Origin of the sequence: Bradyrhizobium sp. CCBAU 45321 (assembly GCF_028128975.1) — a bacterium.
Taxonomy (GTDB): domain Bacteria; phylum Pseudomonadota; class Alphaproteobacteria; order Rhizobiales; family Xanthobacteraceae; genus Bradyrhizobium; species Bradyrhizobium yuanmingense.
Map to the genome: position 1 here is coordinate 248078 of NZ_LFKZ01000015.1, position 16843 is coordinate 264920.

Sequence of the window (16843 nt, forward strand, 5' to 3'; positions counted from 1 at the left end):
AATTAGAGGTTAAGTGAAACCAAAGAGAGACCGTGGCTTTCCCGACAGACAAGCCATCGTCGCCTTCATCAAGGCAAATCCAGGAAAGGTCGGGACTCGGGACATCGCGCGCGAGTTCGGCCTGAAGAACGCCGATCGCGCCGAGCTCAGGCGCATGCTGCGCGAGCTCGCCGACGACGGCATCATCAAGAAGAAGCGCCACAAGGTCTCCGAGCCGGACGCGCTGCCGCCGACGCTGCTCGCCGACATCACCGGCCGCGACTCCGATGGCGAGCTGATCGCCTCCCCCGCCGAATGGGACGAGGTCGAGAACGGCGAGCCGCCGAAGATCCTCATCGAGATGCCGCGCCGGCCGAGGCCCGGCACCGCCGCCGGCGTAGGCGACCGCGCGCTGCTGCGCGTCGAGCGCAGCGATGACGACGAAGGTCCCCCCTATCGCGGCCGCATCATCAAGGTCATCGACAAGGCCAAGAGCCGCATCCTCGGCGTCTTCCGCAGCCTGCCCGAGGGCGGCGGCCGGCTCGTTCCCGTCGACAAGAAGATGGCGGACCGCGAGCTGAACATCGCCAAGACCGACACTAGCGGCGCTGAGGATGGCGACCTCGTCAGCGTCGACATCGTCCGCAGCCGCGGCTTTGGCCTCGCCTCCGGCCGGGTCAAGGAGAAGCTCGGCTCGGTCAAATCCGAGAAGGCGATCAGCCTGATCGCGATCTACGCCCACGACATTCCGCTGCAATTCTCCTCCGCCGCCGAGCGCGAGGCGGACGCGGCGGAGCCGGCCAATCTGAAGGGCCGCGAGGACTGGCGCGACGTCCCGCTCGTCACCATCGATCCGCCCGACGCCAAGGATCACGACGACGCGGTGCATGCCGAGCCCGATCCGGATCCCAACAACAAGGGCGGCTTCATCGTCAACGTCGCCATCGCCGACGTCAGCTTCTACGTGCGGCCAGGCACGGCGCTCGACCGCGACGCGCTCGACCGCGGCAACTCGGTCTATTTCCCCGACCGCGTCGTGCCGATGCTGCCCGAGCGCATCTCCAACAATCTCTGCTCGCTGGTGCCCGGCGAGCCGCGCGGCGCGCTGGCGGTGCGCATGGTGCTCGGCCCCGACGGCCGCAAGCGCTCGCACAGTTTTCATCGCATCCTGATGCGTTCGGCCGCCAAGCTCGCTTATGCGCAGGCGCAGGCCGCGATCGACGGCCGGCCTGACGACACCACCGGCCCCCTGCTCGATCCGATCCTGAGGTCGCTCTATGCCGCCTATGCCTGCGCCAAGCGCGCACGTGACGAGCGCGATCCGCTCAATCTCGACCTGCCCGAGCGCAAGATCCTCCTGAAGAGCGACGGCACCGTGGACCGCGTCGTGGTCCCCGAGCGTCTCGATGCGCACAAGCTGATCGAGGAGTTCATGATCCTCGCTAACGTCGCTGCAGCGGAGACATTGGAGAAGAAATCGCTGCCGCTGATCTACCGCGTGCACGACGAGCCGACCTTGGAGAAGGTTCACGCGCTCGCGGAATTCCTGGAGACGCTGGACGTTCCCTTCGCCAAGTCCGGCGCGCTCCGCCCGACCACGTTCAACCGCGTGCTGGCTCAACTCGAAGGCCACGACTATTACCCGCTGGTCAGCGAGGTGGTGCTGCGCGCGCAGGCGCAGGCTGAATATTCCTCGGAGAATTACGGTCACTTCGGCCTGAACCTGCGCCGTTATGCGCATTTCACCTCGCCGATCCGCCGCTATGCCGACCTCGTCGTGCACCGCGCGCTGGTGCGTGCGCTTGGCCTTGGCGAAGGCGCCCTGCCCGACAGCGAGACGCCGGAAAGCTTGAGCGAAGTCGCCGCGCATATCTCGCTGACCGAGCGGCGCGCCATGAAGGCGGAGCGCGAGACCGTCGACCGCCTGATCGCCCATCACCTCGCCGACCGCATCGGCGCCAGCTTCCAGGGCCGCGTCTCCGGCGTCACCCGCGCCGGCCTGTTCGTGAAGCTCAGCGAGACCGGCGCTGACGGGCTGATCCCGATCCGATCCCTCGGCACGGAATATTTCAACTATGACGAGAGCCGCCATGCCCTCGTCGGCACGCGCAGCGGCACCATGTACCAGCTCGGCGACGTCGTCGACGTCCGCCTGATCGAGGCCGCTCCGATCGCGGGCGCACTGCGCTTCGAGCTGCTGTCGTCGGAGAGCGACGGCGGGCCGCGCGAGCGCAGGCCGCTCCGTCCGCAGCGCAAATCGTCCAAGCCGCATCCGGGGCGCAGCCCGGAGCGAAAACGCAAGCCGGAGAAGCAAAAGTCCGGCAAGGGAAAGAAGGCCAAAGGAAAGAACAAAGGCAAGGGCAAGAAGGGCAAGGCGTGGTGACGATGAGGACGGCCCCGAAAATCTGGACGCGCGAGAGCGGCCTCGTCGAGAAGCGCGACGTCTGGTCGGCAATGAAGCGCGGCTTCCGCGGCCGCTGCCCGCGCTGCGGCGACGGCAAGCTGTTCCGCGCCTTCCTGAAGACCGCCGATCATTGCGCCAGGTGCGGCCTCGACTTCACCCCGCATCGCGCCGACGATCTGCCTGCCTATCTCGTCATCGTCATCGTCGGCCACATCGTGGTGCCGGCCATCCTCTGGATCGAGACCAATTATTCGACCCCGGTCTGGCTCAGCTTCGCGGCCTATCTGCCCTTCACCTTCGTCGCCTCGCTCGCGCTGCTGCAGCCCGTGAAGGGAGCTGTGGTCGGCTTGCAATGGGCTCTGCGCATGCACGGGTTTGACGACAACCCTCCCGATGGTATTCCGCCTGTGTAAACACGTACAAGAACAGTTCGGGTGAGGACATGACCGATATTTCGCAGGCCGAGGAGAAGACCAGGGTTCACGAGGAGAAGGAAGCCGACCATCATCCTTACTTCCGCCCGAAGGATGCAGCGACGCTGATCCTGGTCGACCGCAGCGGCGCCATTCCGAAAGTGCTGGTCGGCAAGCGCCACGACAAGGTGGTGTTCATGCCGGGAAAATTCGTCTTCCCGGGCGGGCGCGTCGACAAGGCCGATTATCGCGTACCCTGCGCTGCGCCGATCACCGCCGAGCTGGAAGCCAATCTCGCCAAGGGCAGTCCGAAGACGCCGGCCTCGCGCGCGAAATCGCTCGCCATTGCCGCCATCCGCGAAGCCTGCGAGGAGACCGGCCTCTGCCTCGGCCGCAAGGCCGAAGGCAAAGTGCCGAAGCTCGAAGGCCCCTGGCAGCCGTTCGCGGATGCGGGCCTGCTGCCTGATCCCTCCAGCCTGTTCCTGATCGCGCGCGCGATCACCCCGCCCGGCCGCGTCAAGCGCTTCGACACGCGTTTCTTCACCGCCGATGCCTCCGCGATCACCCACCGCGTCGAGGGCGTGATCCATGCCGATGCGGAGCTGGTCGAGCTGGTCTGGGTCGAGCTCGGCTCAAAACCGCTCGCCGACCTGCATCCGATGACGCGCAACGTGCTCAACGAGCTCGACACCCGCCTTGCCACCGGCCCGCTCCGCCACGACGCGCCGGTGCCGTTCTTCCACTTCTACGGCGGCAGGATGCAGAAGGATATTTTGAGCTAGGCTTCGAGGTGCCAAGCCCTCGTTCGTCATCCAGCGCGGCTCTCTCCTCCGTCATTCCGGGGCGCGCGCAGCGCGAGCCCGGAATCCATTCATCCATTGTCTCCGCAATTCGATGGATTCCGGGTTCGCGCCAAGAGGCGCGCCCCGGAATGACGTGCTGAGAGAGCATCGAAAAACAAAATAATCTTCCCGTCTCCCCCAATGGCGGAGTTCCGCTGCGTCCCTATGTCTTTGCGAGCGTCACCAAGAACGGACACCGGTCGATGGCACAACGGCAACTCAAGCTTGGCGCGTTCATGCGCCCGATCAGCATCCACACCGGCGCCTGGCGCTATCCCGGGGCCTGGCCCGACGCCAATTTCAATTTCGGCCACATCAAGACGCTGATCCGAAAGCTCGAGGCCGGCAAGTTCGACGCCTTCTTCATGGCCGATCACCTCGCCGTGCTGAACATGCCGATCAACGCGCTCAAGCGCAGCCACACCGTGACCTCGTTCGAGCCGTTCACGCTACTATCGGCTTTGTCAGCCGTGACCGAGCGCATCGGCCTGATCGCGACCGGCTCGACCACCTTCGACGAGCCCTATCACGTCGCGCGCCGCTTCGCCTCGCTCGACCATCTCAGCGGCGGCCGCGCCGGCTGGAATATCGTCACCACCTCGAACCCGGACGCGGCGCTGAATTTCGGCCTCGACGATCATATGGAGCACGCCGAGCGCTACAAGCGCGCCCGCGAGTTCTACGACGTCGTCACCGGTCTCTGGGACTCCTTCGCCGACGATGCCTTCGTGCGCGACGTCGAGAGCGGGCTGTTCTTCGATCCCGCCAGGATGCAAACCCTCGACCACAAGGGCAAATACTTCAAAGTGCGCGGCCCCCTCAACATCGCCCGCCCCGTGCAAGGCTGGCCCCTGATCGTGCAGGCCGGCGCCTCCGAAGACGGCAAGCAGCTCGCCGCCGAGACCGCGGAAGCGGTGTTCACCGGCGGCGGCAGCCTCGCCGATGGCCAAAAACTCTATGCCGACATCAAGGGCCGCATGGAGAAGATCGGCCGTGACCCCGAGCACCTGAAGATCCTCCCCGGCGCCTTCGTCGTCGTGGGCGACAGCGTGGACGAGGCCAAGGAGAAGCGCGCTTTGCTCGACAGCCGCGTGCATTACGACAGCGCCATTGCCTCGCTCTCCGTCATCCTCGGCACCGATGCCTCCGGCTTCGATCCCGATGGGCCGCTTCCCGAAATCCCCGAGACCAATGCCAGCAAGAGCGGCCGGCAGCGCCTGGTCGATCTCGCCGCCCGCGAGAAGCTCACCGTGCGCCAGCTCGCCCAGCGAGTCGGCGGCTATGGTGGGCTGTCCTTCGTCGGCACCGCCAGGACCATCGCCGACCAGATGGAGGAATGGCTGGTCGGGCGCGGCTCGGACGGCTTCAACATCATGTTCCCGTTCCTGCCCGCCGGCCTCGACGATTTCGTCGACAAGGTGGTCCCGGAGTTGCAGAAGCGCGGGATTTTCCGCAAAGAGTATGAAGGGCCCACTTTGAGGGAGAATCTGGGCCTGCCGCGGCCGAAAAACCGGTTCTTTGCGGCCTAATGGGCCCGATTTGAGCAGTTTCCGCAGCCTGAAACCTTGACTTCCCGCCGTTTCTGACTAGGTTGCCGGCCAACGCGGGCCGTTTGGCCGGCTCCAGATTCCCCCTGATATTCTGAGGTTCAGAACATGGCCAAAGCGGTCACCATCAAGGTCAAGCTCGTGTCCTCGGCCGACACCGGCTTCTACTACGTCGCCAAGAAGAATTCGCGCACCATGACCGACAAGCTGGTCAAGAAGAAGTACGACCCGGTCGCGCGCAAGCACGTCGAATTCCGCGAAGCCAAGATCAAGTAAGATCGCGGCGTAGCGCTAAGGATTTTTGCGGGGCCCTTGCGGGCCCCGTTGTCGTTTCGGCGCACGTGCCCCGGGGCCAAGCTATCGGGCGCTGCGCTGCATCGAGAGCACGAGACCAAACTGATGTGCTCCTGACGTCTCTGCAGAAGGATCTGGATTGCTTCGTCGCAAAAGGCCCTCACTGACGGCGCGTGGCGACAACACCGCTCGCACGCCTCTGCGAGCGCCTACCTGCGACACTCCGGCGCGAGATAGGAACCCGCTTGAGCCATCATTGTTGAGCCACGATCATCGAGCGGCTATCTTTCGAGAGTGAACCTCTTGCGCCGCTCAGACATGATGGGAGAATCGCATGCGCACCGCCCTACTCATCGTCGTCATGGTCATCGGATTTTCTTCCGCAGCAAAGGCTGAGCGTGAATATCCCTGGTGCGTCTTTGGCGGGCACCTCGGCTATCCCGGCGAATGCATGTATTCGACGCGAGAACAATGCCTGGCGTCGGCGTCCGGGCGATGGAACATGTATTGCGATGTGAACCCACGCGTGAGGTTCAAGCAGCCGCCTCCGCCCCGGCAGCGCTGATCGTGGTGCGCACGCTTGCCTGTCTCCTCTTCGTCTTGATCACCATGTCCGCGCCCAGTCCAGCCGCAGCGCAGCGGTTCGGCGGCAACTCGCCGGTATGCCTTCAGAGCTGGAAACGGGGCGGCATCACCTGGATCTCGTGCCAGTATCGTTCATGGGACGAGTGCAGAGCGAGCGCCGCGGGCCAGTCGGCAATGTGCCTGGAAAACCCCTACGTGCAACAGCCGCCCCAGCCACGCCGCAGCCCGCATCCCCGATAGAGGCGGTCGCGGAAGGGAAGCGTCAGGCAGCGATTGTCGGAGCATTCGCCGGCACCGGTACGATGTCGTGCTCAAGCATGATCTGGAAAAGTGCGAAGCGGCTCCGGAAAGATCATGCGTGAACGACAACCTAAAGCGCGATGATGATTCATCCCTAATCTCATCGCGCTTTAACGGGCGAGCGCATCCTTGTAGATAATCCCATCTTTCATGATGACCCTGAAATTGTTGGCGGGGTCGGCAAGAAGGCCGATATTGTCCAGGGGATTTCCGTCGACGAGCAGCAAATCCGCGAGCGCGCCCTGCTCCACGACGCCGAGTTTGCCGGGATAAGGATTCCGCTTGCCCGATAGCGCCAGCAGTTCGGCGTTCGTCGATGTCGCCATCGTCAGCGCTTCGGCGGGCGTGTACCAGCGAGCGAGCGAGGCCAGGATGGCCCCCTGTTGGCGCGCGAGCGCTGCAGAGAACAGGACGTCGGTGCCCCACGCCGTCTTGATCTTGTACTTCTTCGCCAACTCGTAGGACCTGACTATGCCGGGCCAGACCTCATCCGCCTTGGCTCGCTGGACCGAGCCTACAGGAAAGCCCAGCCTCAAATCGTCGGGGAGAGGCTGTAGACTCAGCCATACACCCTTCTCCGCCATCAGCTTCGCTGTTGCCTCGTCCATCAGGAAGCCGTGCTCGATACACTTCACCCCAGCCGCAATGGCTCCCCGAATGGCAGCAGGCGTAAAGGCATGCGCAGCGACATAGGTGCCCCAGTTCTCGGCCGCTTCGACGGCGGCGCGTATTTCCGGTTCGGTGAAGGTGGTCACGTCGATCGGACTGAAAGGCGACGACACCCCGCCGCCAGCCGTCAACTTGACTTGGGAGGCGCCTTGCATGAGCTGTTCGCGGACACGGACGCGGACCTCGTCGGGACTGTCCGCAACCATTGCCCCGCCGGTCTGTTCCATGCGGCTGAGCATGCCGCCGATCGTCCGCGGCAGGTCGGTAAGCTGGCGGAAGTCGCCATGCCCACTCGTGACCGTAATGATCGCGCCGGACGGAAAAATGCGCGGCCCCTTGATGATACCCTCGTCGATGGCGCTCTTGAGCCCGAACACCGGCCCGCCCACGTCTCGAACGCTGGTAAAACCGCGCATCAGAGTGTGCGCAGCCTCGTCGCCAGCGACAAGATTGACGTAGCCGACGTCGCCGAGCGACTGTTCCGGCGTCACTCGGATCAGCATCGCATGCCAATGGTTGTCGATGAGGCCGGGCATCAACGTGCGCCCGCCGCCTTCGATGATGCGAATCTCCGCCGGGCTATCCACCGCTATCGGCTGGAGCGAGATTGATTCTATCTTGTTGCCGCGCACCAAGACGTTGGAGGAGGCAGACAGCGTGGCGCTCTTGCCATCGAAGATGCGGACGTTCTGAAAGAGCGTGCCCGCGCCACCGGTCTGAAGCGCTTGCTGCGCCAGGCTCGCTCCACCGGGCCAGGCCGAGAGCATGACTGCGATCGACAGCGAGCGACATGTTACGCTGATCGGCGGTCGGATGCGCCGCGCACTGTACAACGCATTCAAGAGAGTTCCTGCCATCATCGCGCACGGCCCCTCTCCGAACGAAATGTCGCGCGGCCCCTTGAACGCAACGTAAAAGACGAGGCCTTCGCTTCTCGTTCGCGAAGACTACTGTAGCGTGTAACCATTCATAATGAAACGACAAGTGATCTGACGCAACGGGGCTGTCGAAGGCATCGCCGAAACGTCGCGGCAGGAGCAGGCCAGGTAACTTCAGTGCGTAAATTCGTATCAATGTTGGTGATGTGGCCGAGAAAGCCGATCGGCTTTCTCGTTCGGAACATGCTCGTCACATGGGCCGTACTGGCCATCTGCTACGCGAACTTGCCTTGGTCCCGGCTGCGCGCGATTTCGACCGCAGCCCTGCTACGCCGTCCGCAACACCGGCGCCGGCGGCTGCGACGGCTTGATCAGCGCGAACGCGACCTGCACGATGCCGCCGGCAAGGCCCAGCGCGACGCCGATGCGCCAGGCCATGGTGTAGGAGCCGAGCGCGTCGTAGAGCAGCCCGCCTCCGTAGGCGCCGAGGAAGCTGCCGATCTGGTGGCTCATGAAGGCGAGGCCCTGGATCATCGCCTGCCAGCGCAGGCCGAACATCTCGGCGACCGCGCCCGCGACCAGCGGGCCGACGCCCATCCACAGAAAGCCCATGATCGCGCCGAACAGCAGCGTCGAGAACGGGCTTGCCGGCAGCATGAAGTACCAGGCGAGCGCGAGCGAGCGCAGGATGTAGATCCCGCCCAAGAGCGCCAGCTTGTTCCAGCGTTGGCCGGCCCAGCCGAAGAACAGCGAGCCCAGCACGTTGAAGCCGCCGATCATGCCGAGCGTCTGCGCGCTCAGCATCGGATCGAGGCCGCAGATCGCGAGATATGACGGCAGGTGCGTGGTGAGGAACACGAGCTGCATGCCGCAGACGAGATAGGCGCAGGTCATCACCACGAAGGAGGCATTGCCGAACGCGGTCCTCGCCGCGGCTGCAGCCGTGGCATCATCGATCTCGTCGGCCGCCGGCTTCGGCAACGGAATCTTGTCGACGCGCCCGGCATACCAGGCCGCAGGGATCATCAGCACCGACATGATGACGAAGCCGGCAAGCCCGACGCGCCAGCCAAAGCCCTCGTTGAGCATCTGCCCGATCGGCGCCGACAGCAGCGCGCCGAGCGAGCCCGCGCCGGAGACGATGCCGAGCACGGTCGAGCGCACCGTCTCTGGCACCGCACGTGCCGCCACCGACATCGCGATCGCCGCCGCGGTGCAGGCGAGCGAGGTCCCGATCAGCACGCCCGCGCCGATCATGATGCTGAGAAGCCCATTCGCCGTTGCCATCAGCGCGAGGCCCGCGATGTACATCAGCGCGCCCGCGATCATGATCGGTCGGAAGCCGTAGCGCACGGTGAGTGCACCGGCGGGCGGCTGCAGGAAGCCCCAGGCGAGGTTTTGCACGGCCAGTGCAAGCGTGAAATCCGAGATCGAAATGTGGATGTCGTGCGTCAGCGGCTGCATGAAAATGCCGAGCGACTGCCGCAGCCCCATGCTCAGCGTCAGCATGATCGAGGCGCCGATCAGGATCGGCAACGTCGGACGCAGGACCTGCAGCAGGGGCATTTTTCTTCTCCCTTTTGGGCGCGGCACGCGTGCCGTCGTCTGCTTTTGCCGATGTTTTTGGGTACACAGACCTGTCTACTTAGGCTATAGATGGAAGCGGCTGTCAAGCGAACAGGACGCATTCCGCTGCATGGCTCCCCCGCCTGCCCCACAGACGATGAAAGAGCGGATCCTTCAGACCGCCGACAAGCTGTTCTATCTGCAAGGCATTCGCGCCATCGGCGTCGACACCATCGCGGCCGAGGTCGGCATCAGTAAGCGCACGCTCTACAATCACTTCCCGTCCAAGGACGCGCTGATCGCGGCCTATCTCGAGCGCCGCTTCGTCAGCGCACGCCCCTCCGACAAGCCGCCCGCCGAGCAGATCCTCGCAACGTTCGATTCGCTGGAGCGACGCTTCGCGGCGAAAGACTTTCGCGGCTGCCCGTTCGTCAACGCGGTCGCCGAGCTCGGCCCCGCCGACCGCGCCGTGAAGAAGATCGCGATCGCCTTCAAGGAAAGCCGCCGCCTCTGGTTTCGCGACCGCCTGACCGAGCTCGGCGTCGCCGATGCGGAGGCTCTCGCGACACAGCTGGTGCTGCTGGTCGACGGCTCCATCGCGCAGGACTTGGTGCGTGACGATCCCGCGATGGCAAGGGCCGCGAAGGAAGCGGCGAAGGTGTTGTTGCGGAATGCGGGGGTGGATGTGGGCGAGGATGCGAACCCGGCGGAGAAACGGAGCAAGCGCGCTCCAGACTAACCGCTCTCGCCTGATCGCTCGCTGTCATCACCCGCGAAAGCGGGTGATCCAGTATTCCAGAGACAGTGAGGCTAGACCCGAGAAGCTGCGGCGTACTGGATTCCCCGCTCCAGTGCGCGACTGCGCACAAGGCGGAGAATGACACCGGAATTTGCGGAGGAAGCGCGGGCGCCTGACTACCGTCAGGACCATTTCGCGACCCTACCAATATGCTCCTGTTTTGCCCGACGGGTCAAATGACGCTGCCGCAGGCGCAAGCCAACTCGCCACCCGCGTAACCCATTGATCCGGCTCGCACCGGCTACTGTGCATGGGGTTGTTTTCGCAACTTTGCGCGGACGGCCCTTACGCTGCGTGCGACACCACGCGATTGCGGCCGTCGTGCTTGGCGCGGTAGAGCGCGGTGTCGGCGCGCTTGAGGACGTCGGCGACGGCCTCGCCCTTGCGCTCCAGCGTGGTGAGGCCGATCGAGATCGTGACCTCGATGCGCTTGGCACCCTTGTGGATCGCGAACGGCTCGCCCGCGATCGAGCGGCGAAGGCGCTCGGCGACCATGCCGGCGACGTGGAGATCCGTCTCCGGCATCACGATGACGAATTCCTCGCCGCCGTAGCGGCAGGCGAGATCAATGCCGCGGATCGATTTGCGCACCCGCACCGCGAACTCGCGCAGCACGTCGTCGCCGGCATCGTGGCCGTAATTGTCGTTGATCGACTTGAAATAGTCGATGTCCAGGATCATCAGCGCCAGCGGCTTGCCGCGGGTCGCGGCCTGCTCGGCGAGCGTCGCCAGATGGCTCTCCATGTAGCGGCGATTGTGCAGGCCGGTCAGCGCGTCGGTGATCGCCATCTCGATCGAGTTCTGCACATTGTCGCGCAAATGATCGGTGTAACGGCGGCGGCGAATCTGGGTGCGGGCGCGCGCCAAGAGCTCGGTCTTGTCGATCGGACGCAGCAGGTAGTCGTTGACGCCGATCTCGAGGCCGCGCAGCAGCCGCGTCGAGTTCTCGGGGTCGGCGATGGCCAGGATCGGCACGTGCCGCGTGCGCTCCAGCGAGCGCGCCTGGCTGCACAGGCGCAGGCCGTCGAAATTGTTGAGGTCGAGCGAGACGATCAGGAGGTCGTAATTGCCTTCGGCGGCGTGGAACAGCGCCTCCGTCGGGTTCGGCTCGACGTCGATGGTGTGCTCGGCAGCGAGGATTGTCGCCAGCCGCTCGTAGGAGGACTGGCGGTCGTCGACCAGCAGGATGCGGCCGCCCTTGCCGGTGTCGGCGATCGCACTGCGCTCGGGCGCCTGCATGCCGATCTCGAGCGAGGTGATGGCGCGCATGCGCAGCTCATCCGTCATCATCTTCAGCCGCGTCAGCGAGCGCACCCGCGCGATCAGCACGACGTCGGAGACGGGTTTGGTCAGGAAGTCGTCGGCACCGGCCTCGAGCCCGCGGTTGCGGTCGGCGGGGCTGTCGAGCGCGGTGACCATCACGACGGGAATGTGGTGCGTCGCCGGATCGGTCTTGAGGCGGCGGCAGACCTCGAACCCGTCCATGTCGGGCATCATCACGTCGAGCAGGATGATGTCGCATTCGGCACGCCTTGAGATCGCGAGCGCCTCGGTGCCGTTCGCAGCGGTCATCACGTCGAAATATTCGGCGGAAAGGCGGGCCTCTAACAGCTTGACGTTGGCGGGAACGTCGTCGACGACCAGGATACGCGCGGACACTGTGAACTCACTTCCTATCCGATAAAACGCCGGACCGTCTCAATGAATTTGCCGACCGAGATCGGCTTGGACAAATAGGCTTCGCAGCCGCCCTCGCGGATGCGCTCTTCGTCGCCCTTCATCGCGAACGCCGTGACCGCGACAACGGGAATGGCACGCAGCTCCGGATCGTCCTTGATCCAGCGTGTCACCTCGAGGCCGGAGACCTGCGGCAGCTGGATGTCCATCAGCACGAGGTCGGGCCGCATCTTGCGCACGAGGTCGAGCGCCTCGTAGCCGTTGCTGGTGCCGGAGGTCTGGTACCCGTGCGCCTCCAACAGGTCGCGGAAGAGCTTCATGTTGAGCTCGTTGTCTTCCACGATCAGGACGGTCTTAGCCATCCCGCCCTCCTGATTGGTCCGAAGGACCGGTACATATGACGCCTCAGACGCCGCTTCCCGGCGTTTCGAAAACTGGATTCAAACTAGCCTCAGATTCGCTTGAGTTTCGTTAAACCCGAGGGTCCACTTTCTGCGATGTGGTTTCCAGTTGCTTGTCCGGGGCCGGAAGACTTGAGCACGAGACTCGGGCATGATGATTCCAAATTAGAGACCGAAAGTTAACGGAAAGGCAAACCGTCCCCGTGAAAAAGCCTGTTCACAACCCCCGCGAAGTCGCTGAAATCGTTGCGATTCAGGCCCTGTCCTTCGTCGCGGGCGAGCCTGAGCGGCTGGGCCTGTTCCTGGCCGAGACGGGGGTCGGTCCGGAGACACTGCGCAACGCCGCCGCGGACCCGAATTTCCTCCTCAACGTGCTCGATTTCGTGATGCGGGACGATGCTACCGTGAAGGCCTTTGCCAAGGCCGCGGAACTGCACCCGGCCAACGTTGCCGCGGCGCGGCAGGTCCTCGGCGATGCGCTCGGCGACCCCTCCTGGGAGCGCGACGTGCCGTGAGCGTCCCAGAGCCGGCCGGGCCCCGCTGCTTCTGCCGGGATTGTCTGGCCGACCTCGACATGGGCGTAGAGAACCTGGGCGTGCGGCGCTGCACGGCCTGCGGTTCCCCCCGCCTCGTCCGCCACCGCTCGCTCGCCGGCCTGACCATCGCCCATATCGACTGCGACGCCTTCTACGCGACGGTCGAGAAGCGCGACAACCCTGACATCGCCGACAAGCCTGTCATCATCGGCGGGGGCAAGCGCGGCGTGGTGTCGGCGGCCTGCTACATCGCGCGCACCTATGGCGTTCGCTCGGCGATGCCGATGTTCAAGGCATTGGAAGCCTGCCCGCATGCGACCGTGATCCGCCCGGATATGGCAAAGTACGTCCGGGTCGGCCGCGAGGTCCGCCAGGCCATGCAGGCGCTGACGCCGCTAGTCGAGCCGCTCTCGATCGACGAGGCCTTCCTCGATCTCTCCGGCACCGAGCGCGTGCACGGCATGATCCCCGCCAAGGTGCTGGCGCGCTTTGCCCGCGACGTCGAGCGCGACATCGGCATCACCGTCTCGGTCGGACTGTCCTGCAACAAGTTCCTGGCCAAGATCGCCTCCGACCTCGACAAGCCCAGAGGCTTTGCCGCGCTCGACCAGGAGGAAGCGCGGTTGATGCTGGCGGAAAAGCCGGTCGGCTTCATCTTCGGCGTCGGTCCCGCGACGCAGGAACGCCTGGTGCAGCGCGGCTTCCGCATCATCGCCGATCTGCAGAAGGCCGACGAGATCGAGATGATGCGGCAGTTTCCGAGCGAGGGCCGCAGGCTGTGGCGGCTCGCACGCGGCATCGACGATCGCCGCGTCGAGCCTGACCGCGGCGCCAAGACGATCTCCAGCGAGACGACGTTCGAAACCGACATCCGCGATTTCGCGACGCTGGAGAAGATCCTGTGGCGACTCTGCGAGAAGACGTCGTCGCGACTGAAGAGCAGCGAGCTCGCCGGCTGCACCGTGACGCTGAAGCTGAAGACCGCCGACTTCCGCCAGCGCACGCGCTCGCAATCGATCGCCGCGCCGACGCAGCTCGCCGCGAAGATCTTCTCGATCTGCCGCGAGATGCTGGCCAAGGAAATCGACGGCACCGCCTTCCGCCTGATGGGCGCCGGTGTCAGCGCGCTGCGCGAGGGCTCGGCAATCGACGACACCGACATGCTCGACCGCCGCGCCGCCCACGCCGAACGCGCGGTCGACAGCCTGCGCAAGAAGTTCGGCAGCGCCGCGGTGATCCGCGGCATTGCCTATCAGGGCCCGGAGAAGGCGCAGGAGTGATGACGGGCGAACGCGATCTCAATGCGCTGCTGAGACAGATGAAACCGGAGCTGCGACCGGGCACCTTCGCATTTTGCACGATCGCGGCAGACGAGACTATTCCCGCAGCAGTCGATCCGCTCCTGATCTTCCGCGAGCAGGAGAGCACAACGGTCGTAGCACCGCTGGAGGATGCCGAACGGGCGGGACTGCGCTACGAATTCGCCTCACGCTTGATCACGCTCACGGTTCACTCCGCGCTCGATGCGGTCGGCTTCCTGGCGGCAATCACGGCGCGCCTCGCCGACGCCGGCATCAGCGTGAATGCCGTGTCGGCGTTCCACCACGACCATCTCTTCGTACCCGTTGACCGTGCGGATGAGGCGATAGCCGTTCTGCAAGAGCTGTCGGAGGCGAAGCACTCATAGCACCTGTAGCCCGGATGGAGCGCAGCGCAATCCGGGACAGTGCTCCGTGGCGACAGGCTTCCCGGATTACGCCTGCGCTTCATCCGGGGTACAGGAAAACCTCAATCCGCAACCGCGACCGCCTCGATCTCGATCAGCCATTCCGGCGCAGCGAGCGCGGAGACGCCGACAAGCGTCGAGGCCGGCGGCTCCATGCCTTCGAAGAAGGCCGAACGGGCTTTGCCGATGATGGGGCGCAGCTCCGGCTTGTAGTTCACCACGAAGGTCGTGATCTTGACGATGTTGGAATAGCTTGCCCCCGCGGCCTTCAGCGCGAGGCCGAGATTCTGCATCACCTGCGTCGTCTGCGCGGCGATATCGCCCTCGCCGACGATCCGCCCCTCCTCGTCGGTCGAGACCTGGCCGGAAATGTAGATCGTGCGCGCGCCCGTCGCGGTGACGACGTGGGAATAGGCTGGATTGTGATGCAGGCCGCTGGGGCGGAGATGGTCGAGCTTCGGCATGGGCTGGCTCCCCGAGTTTGTGGTTGTGAGGGAGCGTAGCGGGAGAGTGTGACGAGAGCTAGCCCTGTCACGGTGAAGCGGCGAAGAGGCATCTTGTAGGGTGGGCAAAGGCGCCCTTGCGCCGTGCCCACCATCTTTCATCACTCGCGCCTCGAAGTGGTGGGCACGCTACGCTTTGCCCACCCTACGGGCACTGCGCGCGCGGAGAGCTCTGTGCCTCAATTACAGGGCTTGCTGTCCTTCACGTCGAACTTGCCCATGGCGCCGGAGATGACGAAATCGTTGTAGTCGAGCATGAGCTGGCGCGAGACGCCGTTCTCGTAGAGCTCGAACGCCATCGCATAGACCGGCGTCTGCTCGCCCTCCTTCTGCTGGGCGTCGCGGTCGAAATAGCTGACGGTGACCGGCCAGCGCTTGAGCGACTTCATGTGCTCGTCCGCAGTCGACGGATCGGACGAGGTGGCGCGGTCGGCGGGGATCGGCTGACCGATCACGGTCAGCGTGTTGTAGACCTTCTGGCCGTCATCGGAGCCGTCATAGACGGAGAGTTCGAGCAGCGATTTGCCTTGCCTCGCCGCTGCGATGATGCGCTGGATCTGCTCGGTCGGGAACACGATCTTGCCGTCGAGCGTGAACGTCTTCGGCGCCGGAAGCTTCAGCTTGACGTTGATGTGGTCGCCGTCGCGCTCGGCAGAGCCGTCGACGCGGCCGGCATCCGTCTCGTTCATGCGCGTCTCGATCTTGAAACGGTAGCTCTTGCCCGCGGCATCCTCCCAGGAGTTGGAGCGGAGGTCGCTGAGCGTGACCTTGCCCTCGCCGCTGTCGAGCTCGGAGACCTGGCGGAATTCCGAGGTATAGCCTTCACAGGCGTTCCCCGTGAAATTGTAGAGGATCCGGCCGCGGGCGCTATTGACCGAATTGGTGCGCGATTTGACGAGGCGGAGGTCATAGAGCGCCTGGTGCGCAAGAAACGGACCGTTGGCGGCCTGGGCTTCGCCGCCAAGGCCAACACTGGCTGCGGCGAGCGCCATCACACCGAGCGAAGTCCGGAAAAGGTGCAACATGTCTGTTCCCTGAGGAAAGCGCAGATTCGACATTTTAATGACCGTTCCATTGCGCCGCAACTGAGGCCGTACAGGTAATATTGCCCCTCCACGTTGAACCTGCTGCCCCCCCAACACAATGCGCCCCCCTCCGGTTGCTTGCATGTGGCGGCACGATGGGCGAAACAGGGCGCGCCCGGCCATCCAGGGGACGCGCCGGAACGAAGGATTTTTGGACAACGAGGTCGGACATGGCGGGCACGGTCGAGCAGAAACTGGCGGAGCAAGGCATCAAGCTGCACGAGGCCCCCTCCCCCGTCGCCAACTACGTGCCCTTCGTGCGCACGGGCAACCTCCTGTTCGTCTCCGGCCAGGTCTGCTTCGACCCCGCCGGCAAGCTGATCGCCAAGGGCAAGCTGGGCGCCGGCGTCTCGATCGAGGACGGCGCCGCAGCCGCGCGCGGCTGCGCCGTCAACCTGCTGGCCCAGGTCAAGGCGGCGCTCGGCGATCTCGACAAGGTCGTACGCGTGGTGCGCCTCGGCGGCTTCATCAACTCGGCCCCGGATTTCCTGGATGCGCCGAAGGTGCTCAACGGCGCCTCCGACCTGATGGTTGCCGCCTTCGGGGACAAGGGCCGCCACGCCCGCACCACCGTCGGCGTCGCCTCGCTGCCCGCGGATGCGGCGGTCGAGGTCGAAGGCGTGTTCGAGGTCGCCTGAC

At 64.8% G+C, this 16843-nt stretch carries 18 protein-coding genes; 12 read left to right on the forward strand and 6 right to left on the reverse strand.

Going from position 1 to position 16843, the window contains the following annotated elements:
• Positions 1-13 precede the first annotated feature (13 nt).
• The 7 genes from rnr (at position 14) to ACM43_RS04000 (ending at position 6304) form a co-directional block, all read left to right on the forward strand.
• Entirely contained in the window at positions 14-2362 is a 2349-nt protein-coding gene (gene rnr / locus ACM43_RS03970) for a ribonuclease R (RefSeq protein ID WP_271538156.1), read from the forward strand.
• Positions 2356-2796 carry a DUF983 domain-containing protein gene (locus ACM43_RS03975; RefSeq protein WP_271538157.1) on the forward strand — a complete coding sequence of 147 codons (441 nt, stop codon included), beginning with the start codon at positions 2356-2358 and terminating at the stop codon, positions 2794-2796. The genes rnr and ACM43_RS03975 overlap by 7 nt, the downstream gene beginning before the upstream one ends.
• Before the next feature lie 29 nt (positions 2797-2825).
• Positions 2826-3578: an NUDIX hydrolase gene (locus ACM43_RS03980; protein WP_271538158.1), complete on the forward strand. Its 753-nt coding sequence runs from the start codon at positions 2826-2828 to the stop codon at positions 3576-3578.
• Positions 3579-3841: 263 nt separating this feature from the next.
• Positions 3842-5167 carry an LLM class flavin-dependent oxidoreductase gene (locus ACM43_RS03985; protein ID WP_271538159.1) on the forward strand — a complete coding sequence of 442 codons (1326 nt, stop codon included), beginning with the start codon at positions 3842-3844 and terminating at the stop codon, positions 5165-5167.
• 126 nt (positions 5168-5293) lie between these two features.
• Positions 5294-5461 carry a 50S ribosomal protein L33 gene (gene rpmG, locus ACM43_RS03990; RefSeq protein ID WP_007603295.1) on the forward strand — a complete coding sequence of 56 codons (168 nt, stop codon included), beginning with the start codon at positions 5294-5296 and terminating at the stop codon, positions 5459-5461.
• A 352-nt stretch (positions 5462-5813) separates the two neighbouring features.
• Positions 5814-6044: a DUF3551 domain-containing protein gene (locus ACM43_RS03995; protein ID WP_271538160.1), complete on the forward strand. Its 231-nt coding sequence runs from the start codon at positions 5814-5816 to the stop codon at positions 6042-6044.
• Positions 5975-6304, forward strand: a complete 330-nt coding sequence (locus ACM43_RS04000) for a DUF3551 domain-containing protein (protein WP_271538162.1) — start codon at positions 5975-5977, stop codon at positions 6302-6304. The genes ACM43_RS03995 and ACM43_RS04000 overlap by 70 nt, the downstream gene beginning before the upstream one ends.
• A gap of 170 nt (positions 6305-6474) precedes the next feature.
• Here the strand turns inward: ACM43_RS04000 and ACM43_RS04005 are convergent, their stop codons facing one another.
• Both ACM43_RS04005 and ACM43_RS04010 read right to left on the reverse strand, forming a co-directional pair.
• The gene (locus ACM43_RS04005) at positions 6475-7893 is read right to left on the reverse strand and encodes a metal-dependent hydrolase family protein (protein WP_271538164.1); all 1419 of its coding nucleotides are present in this window, start codon (positions 7891-7893) and stop codon (positions 6475-6477) included.
• 345 nt (positions 7894-8238) lie between these two features.
• On the reverse strand, positions 8239-9477 hold the full coding sequence (locus ACM43_RS04010) for an MFS transporter (protein ID WP_271538166.1): 1239 nt from the start codon (positions 9475-9477) through the stop codon (positions 8239-8241).
• A gap of 130 nt (positions 9478-9607) precedes the next feature.
• Here ACM43_RS04010 and ACM43_RS04015 point away from each other — a divergent pair, with 130 nt between their 5' ends.
• Positions 9608-10216 (forward strand): TetR/AcrR family transcriptional regulator, encoded by a 609-nt coding sequence (locus ACM43_RS04015; protein WP_333919199.1) that lies wholly within the window; start codon positions 9608-9610, stop codon positions 10214-10216.
• A gap of 345 nt (positions 10217-10561) precedes the next feature.
• Here the strand turns inward: ACM43_RS04015 and ACM43_RS04020 are convergent, their stop codons facing one another.
• Positions 10562-11935, reverse strand: coding sequence for a PleD family two-component system response regulator (locus ACM43_RS04020; RefSeq protein ID WP_225152436.1), 1374 nt, complete (start codon positions 11933-11935; stop codon positions 10562-10564).
• A 14-nt stretch (positions 11936-11949) separates the two neighbouring features.
• On the reverse strand, positions 11950-12315 hold the full coding sequence (locus ACM43_RS04025) for a response regulator (protein WP_008566616.1): 366 nt from the start codon (positions 12313-12315) through the stop codon (positions 11950-11952).
• 242 nt (positions 12316-12557) lie between these two features.
• Between ACM43_RS04025 and ACM43_RS04030 the strand changes: the two genes are divergently transcribed.
• Genes ACM43_RS04030 through ACM43_RS04040 form a run of 3 tightly spaced genes read left to right on the forward strand, consistent with a single transcriptional unit; the run spans position 12558 to position 14577 of the window.
• Positions 12558-12869: a DUF3572 domain-containing protein gene (locus ACM43_RS04030; RefSeq protein ID WP_271538174.1), complete on the forward strand. Its 312-nt coding sequence runs from the start codon at positions 12558-12560 to the stop codon at positions 12867-12869.
• Entirely contained in the window at positions 12866-14170 is a 1305-nt protein-coding gene (locus tag ACM43_RS04035; protein WP_271538176.1) for a DNA polymerase IV, read from the forward strand. Before ACM43_RS04030 ends, ACM43_RS04035 begins: the two co-directional genes overlap by 4 nt.
• On the forward strand, positions 14170-14577 hold the full coding sequence (locus ACM43_RS04040; protein ID WP_271538178.1) for an ACT domain-containing protein: 408 nt from the start codon (positions 14170-14172) through the stop codon (positions 14575-14577). Before ACM43_RS04035 ends, ACM43_RS04040 begins: the two co-directional genes overlap by 1 nt.
• Before the next feature lie 101 nt (positions 14578-14678).
• Here the strand turns inward: ACM43_RS04040 and ACM43_RS04045 are convergent, their stop codons facing one another.
• Together ACM43_RS04045 and ACM43_RS04050 are read right to left on the reverse strand one after the other, a co-directional pair.
• The gene (locus ACM43_RS04045) at positions 14679-15080 is read right to left on the reverse strand and encodes a RidA family protein (protein WP_018646938.1); all 402 of its coding nucleotides are present in this window, start codon (positions 15078-15080) and stop codon (positions 14679-14681) included.
• A gap of 218 nt (positions 15081-15298) precedes the next feature.
• Positions 15299-16144, reverse strand: coding sequence for a cell envelope integrity EipB family protein (locus ACM43_RS04050; protein ID WP_271538180.1), 846 nt, complete (start codon positions 16142-16144; stop codon positions 15299-15301).
• A 230-nt stretch (positions 16145-16374) separates the two neighbouring features.
• Here ACM43_RS04050 and ACM43_RS04055 point away from each other — a divergent pair, with 230 nt between their 5' ends.
• A complete protein-coding gene (locus ACM43_RS04055; protein WP_271538182.1) occupies positions 16375-16842 on the forward strand; it encodes a RidA family protein in 468 nt (155 codons plus the stop codon).
• Position 16843: the final 1 nt, after the last annotated feature.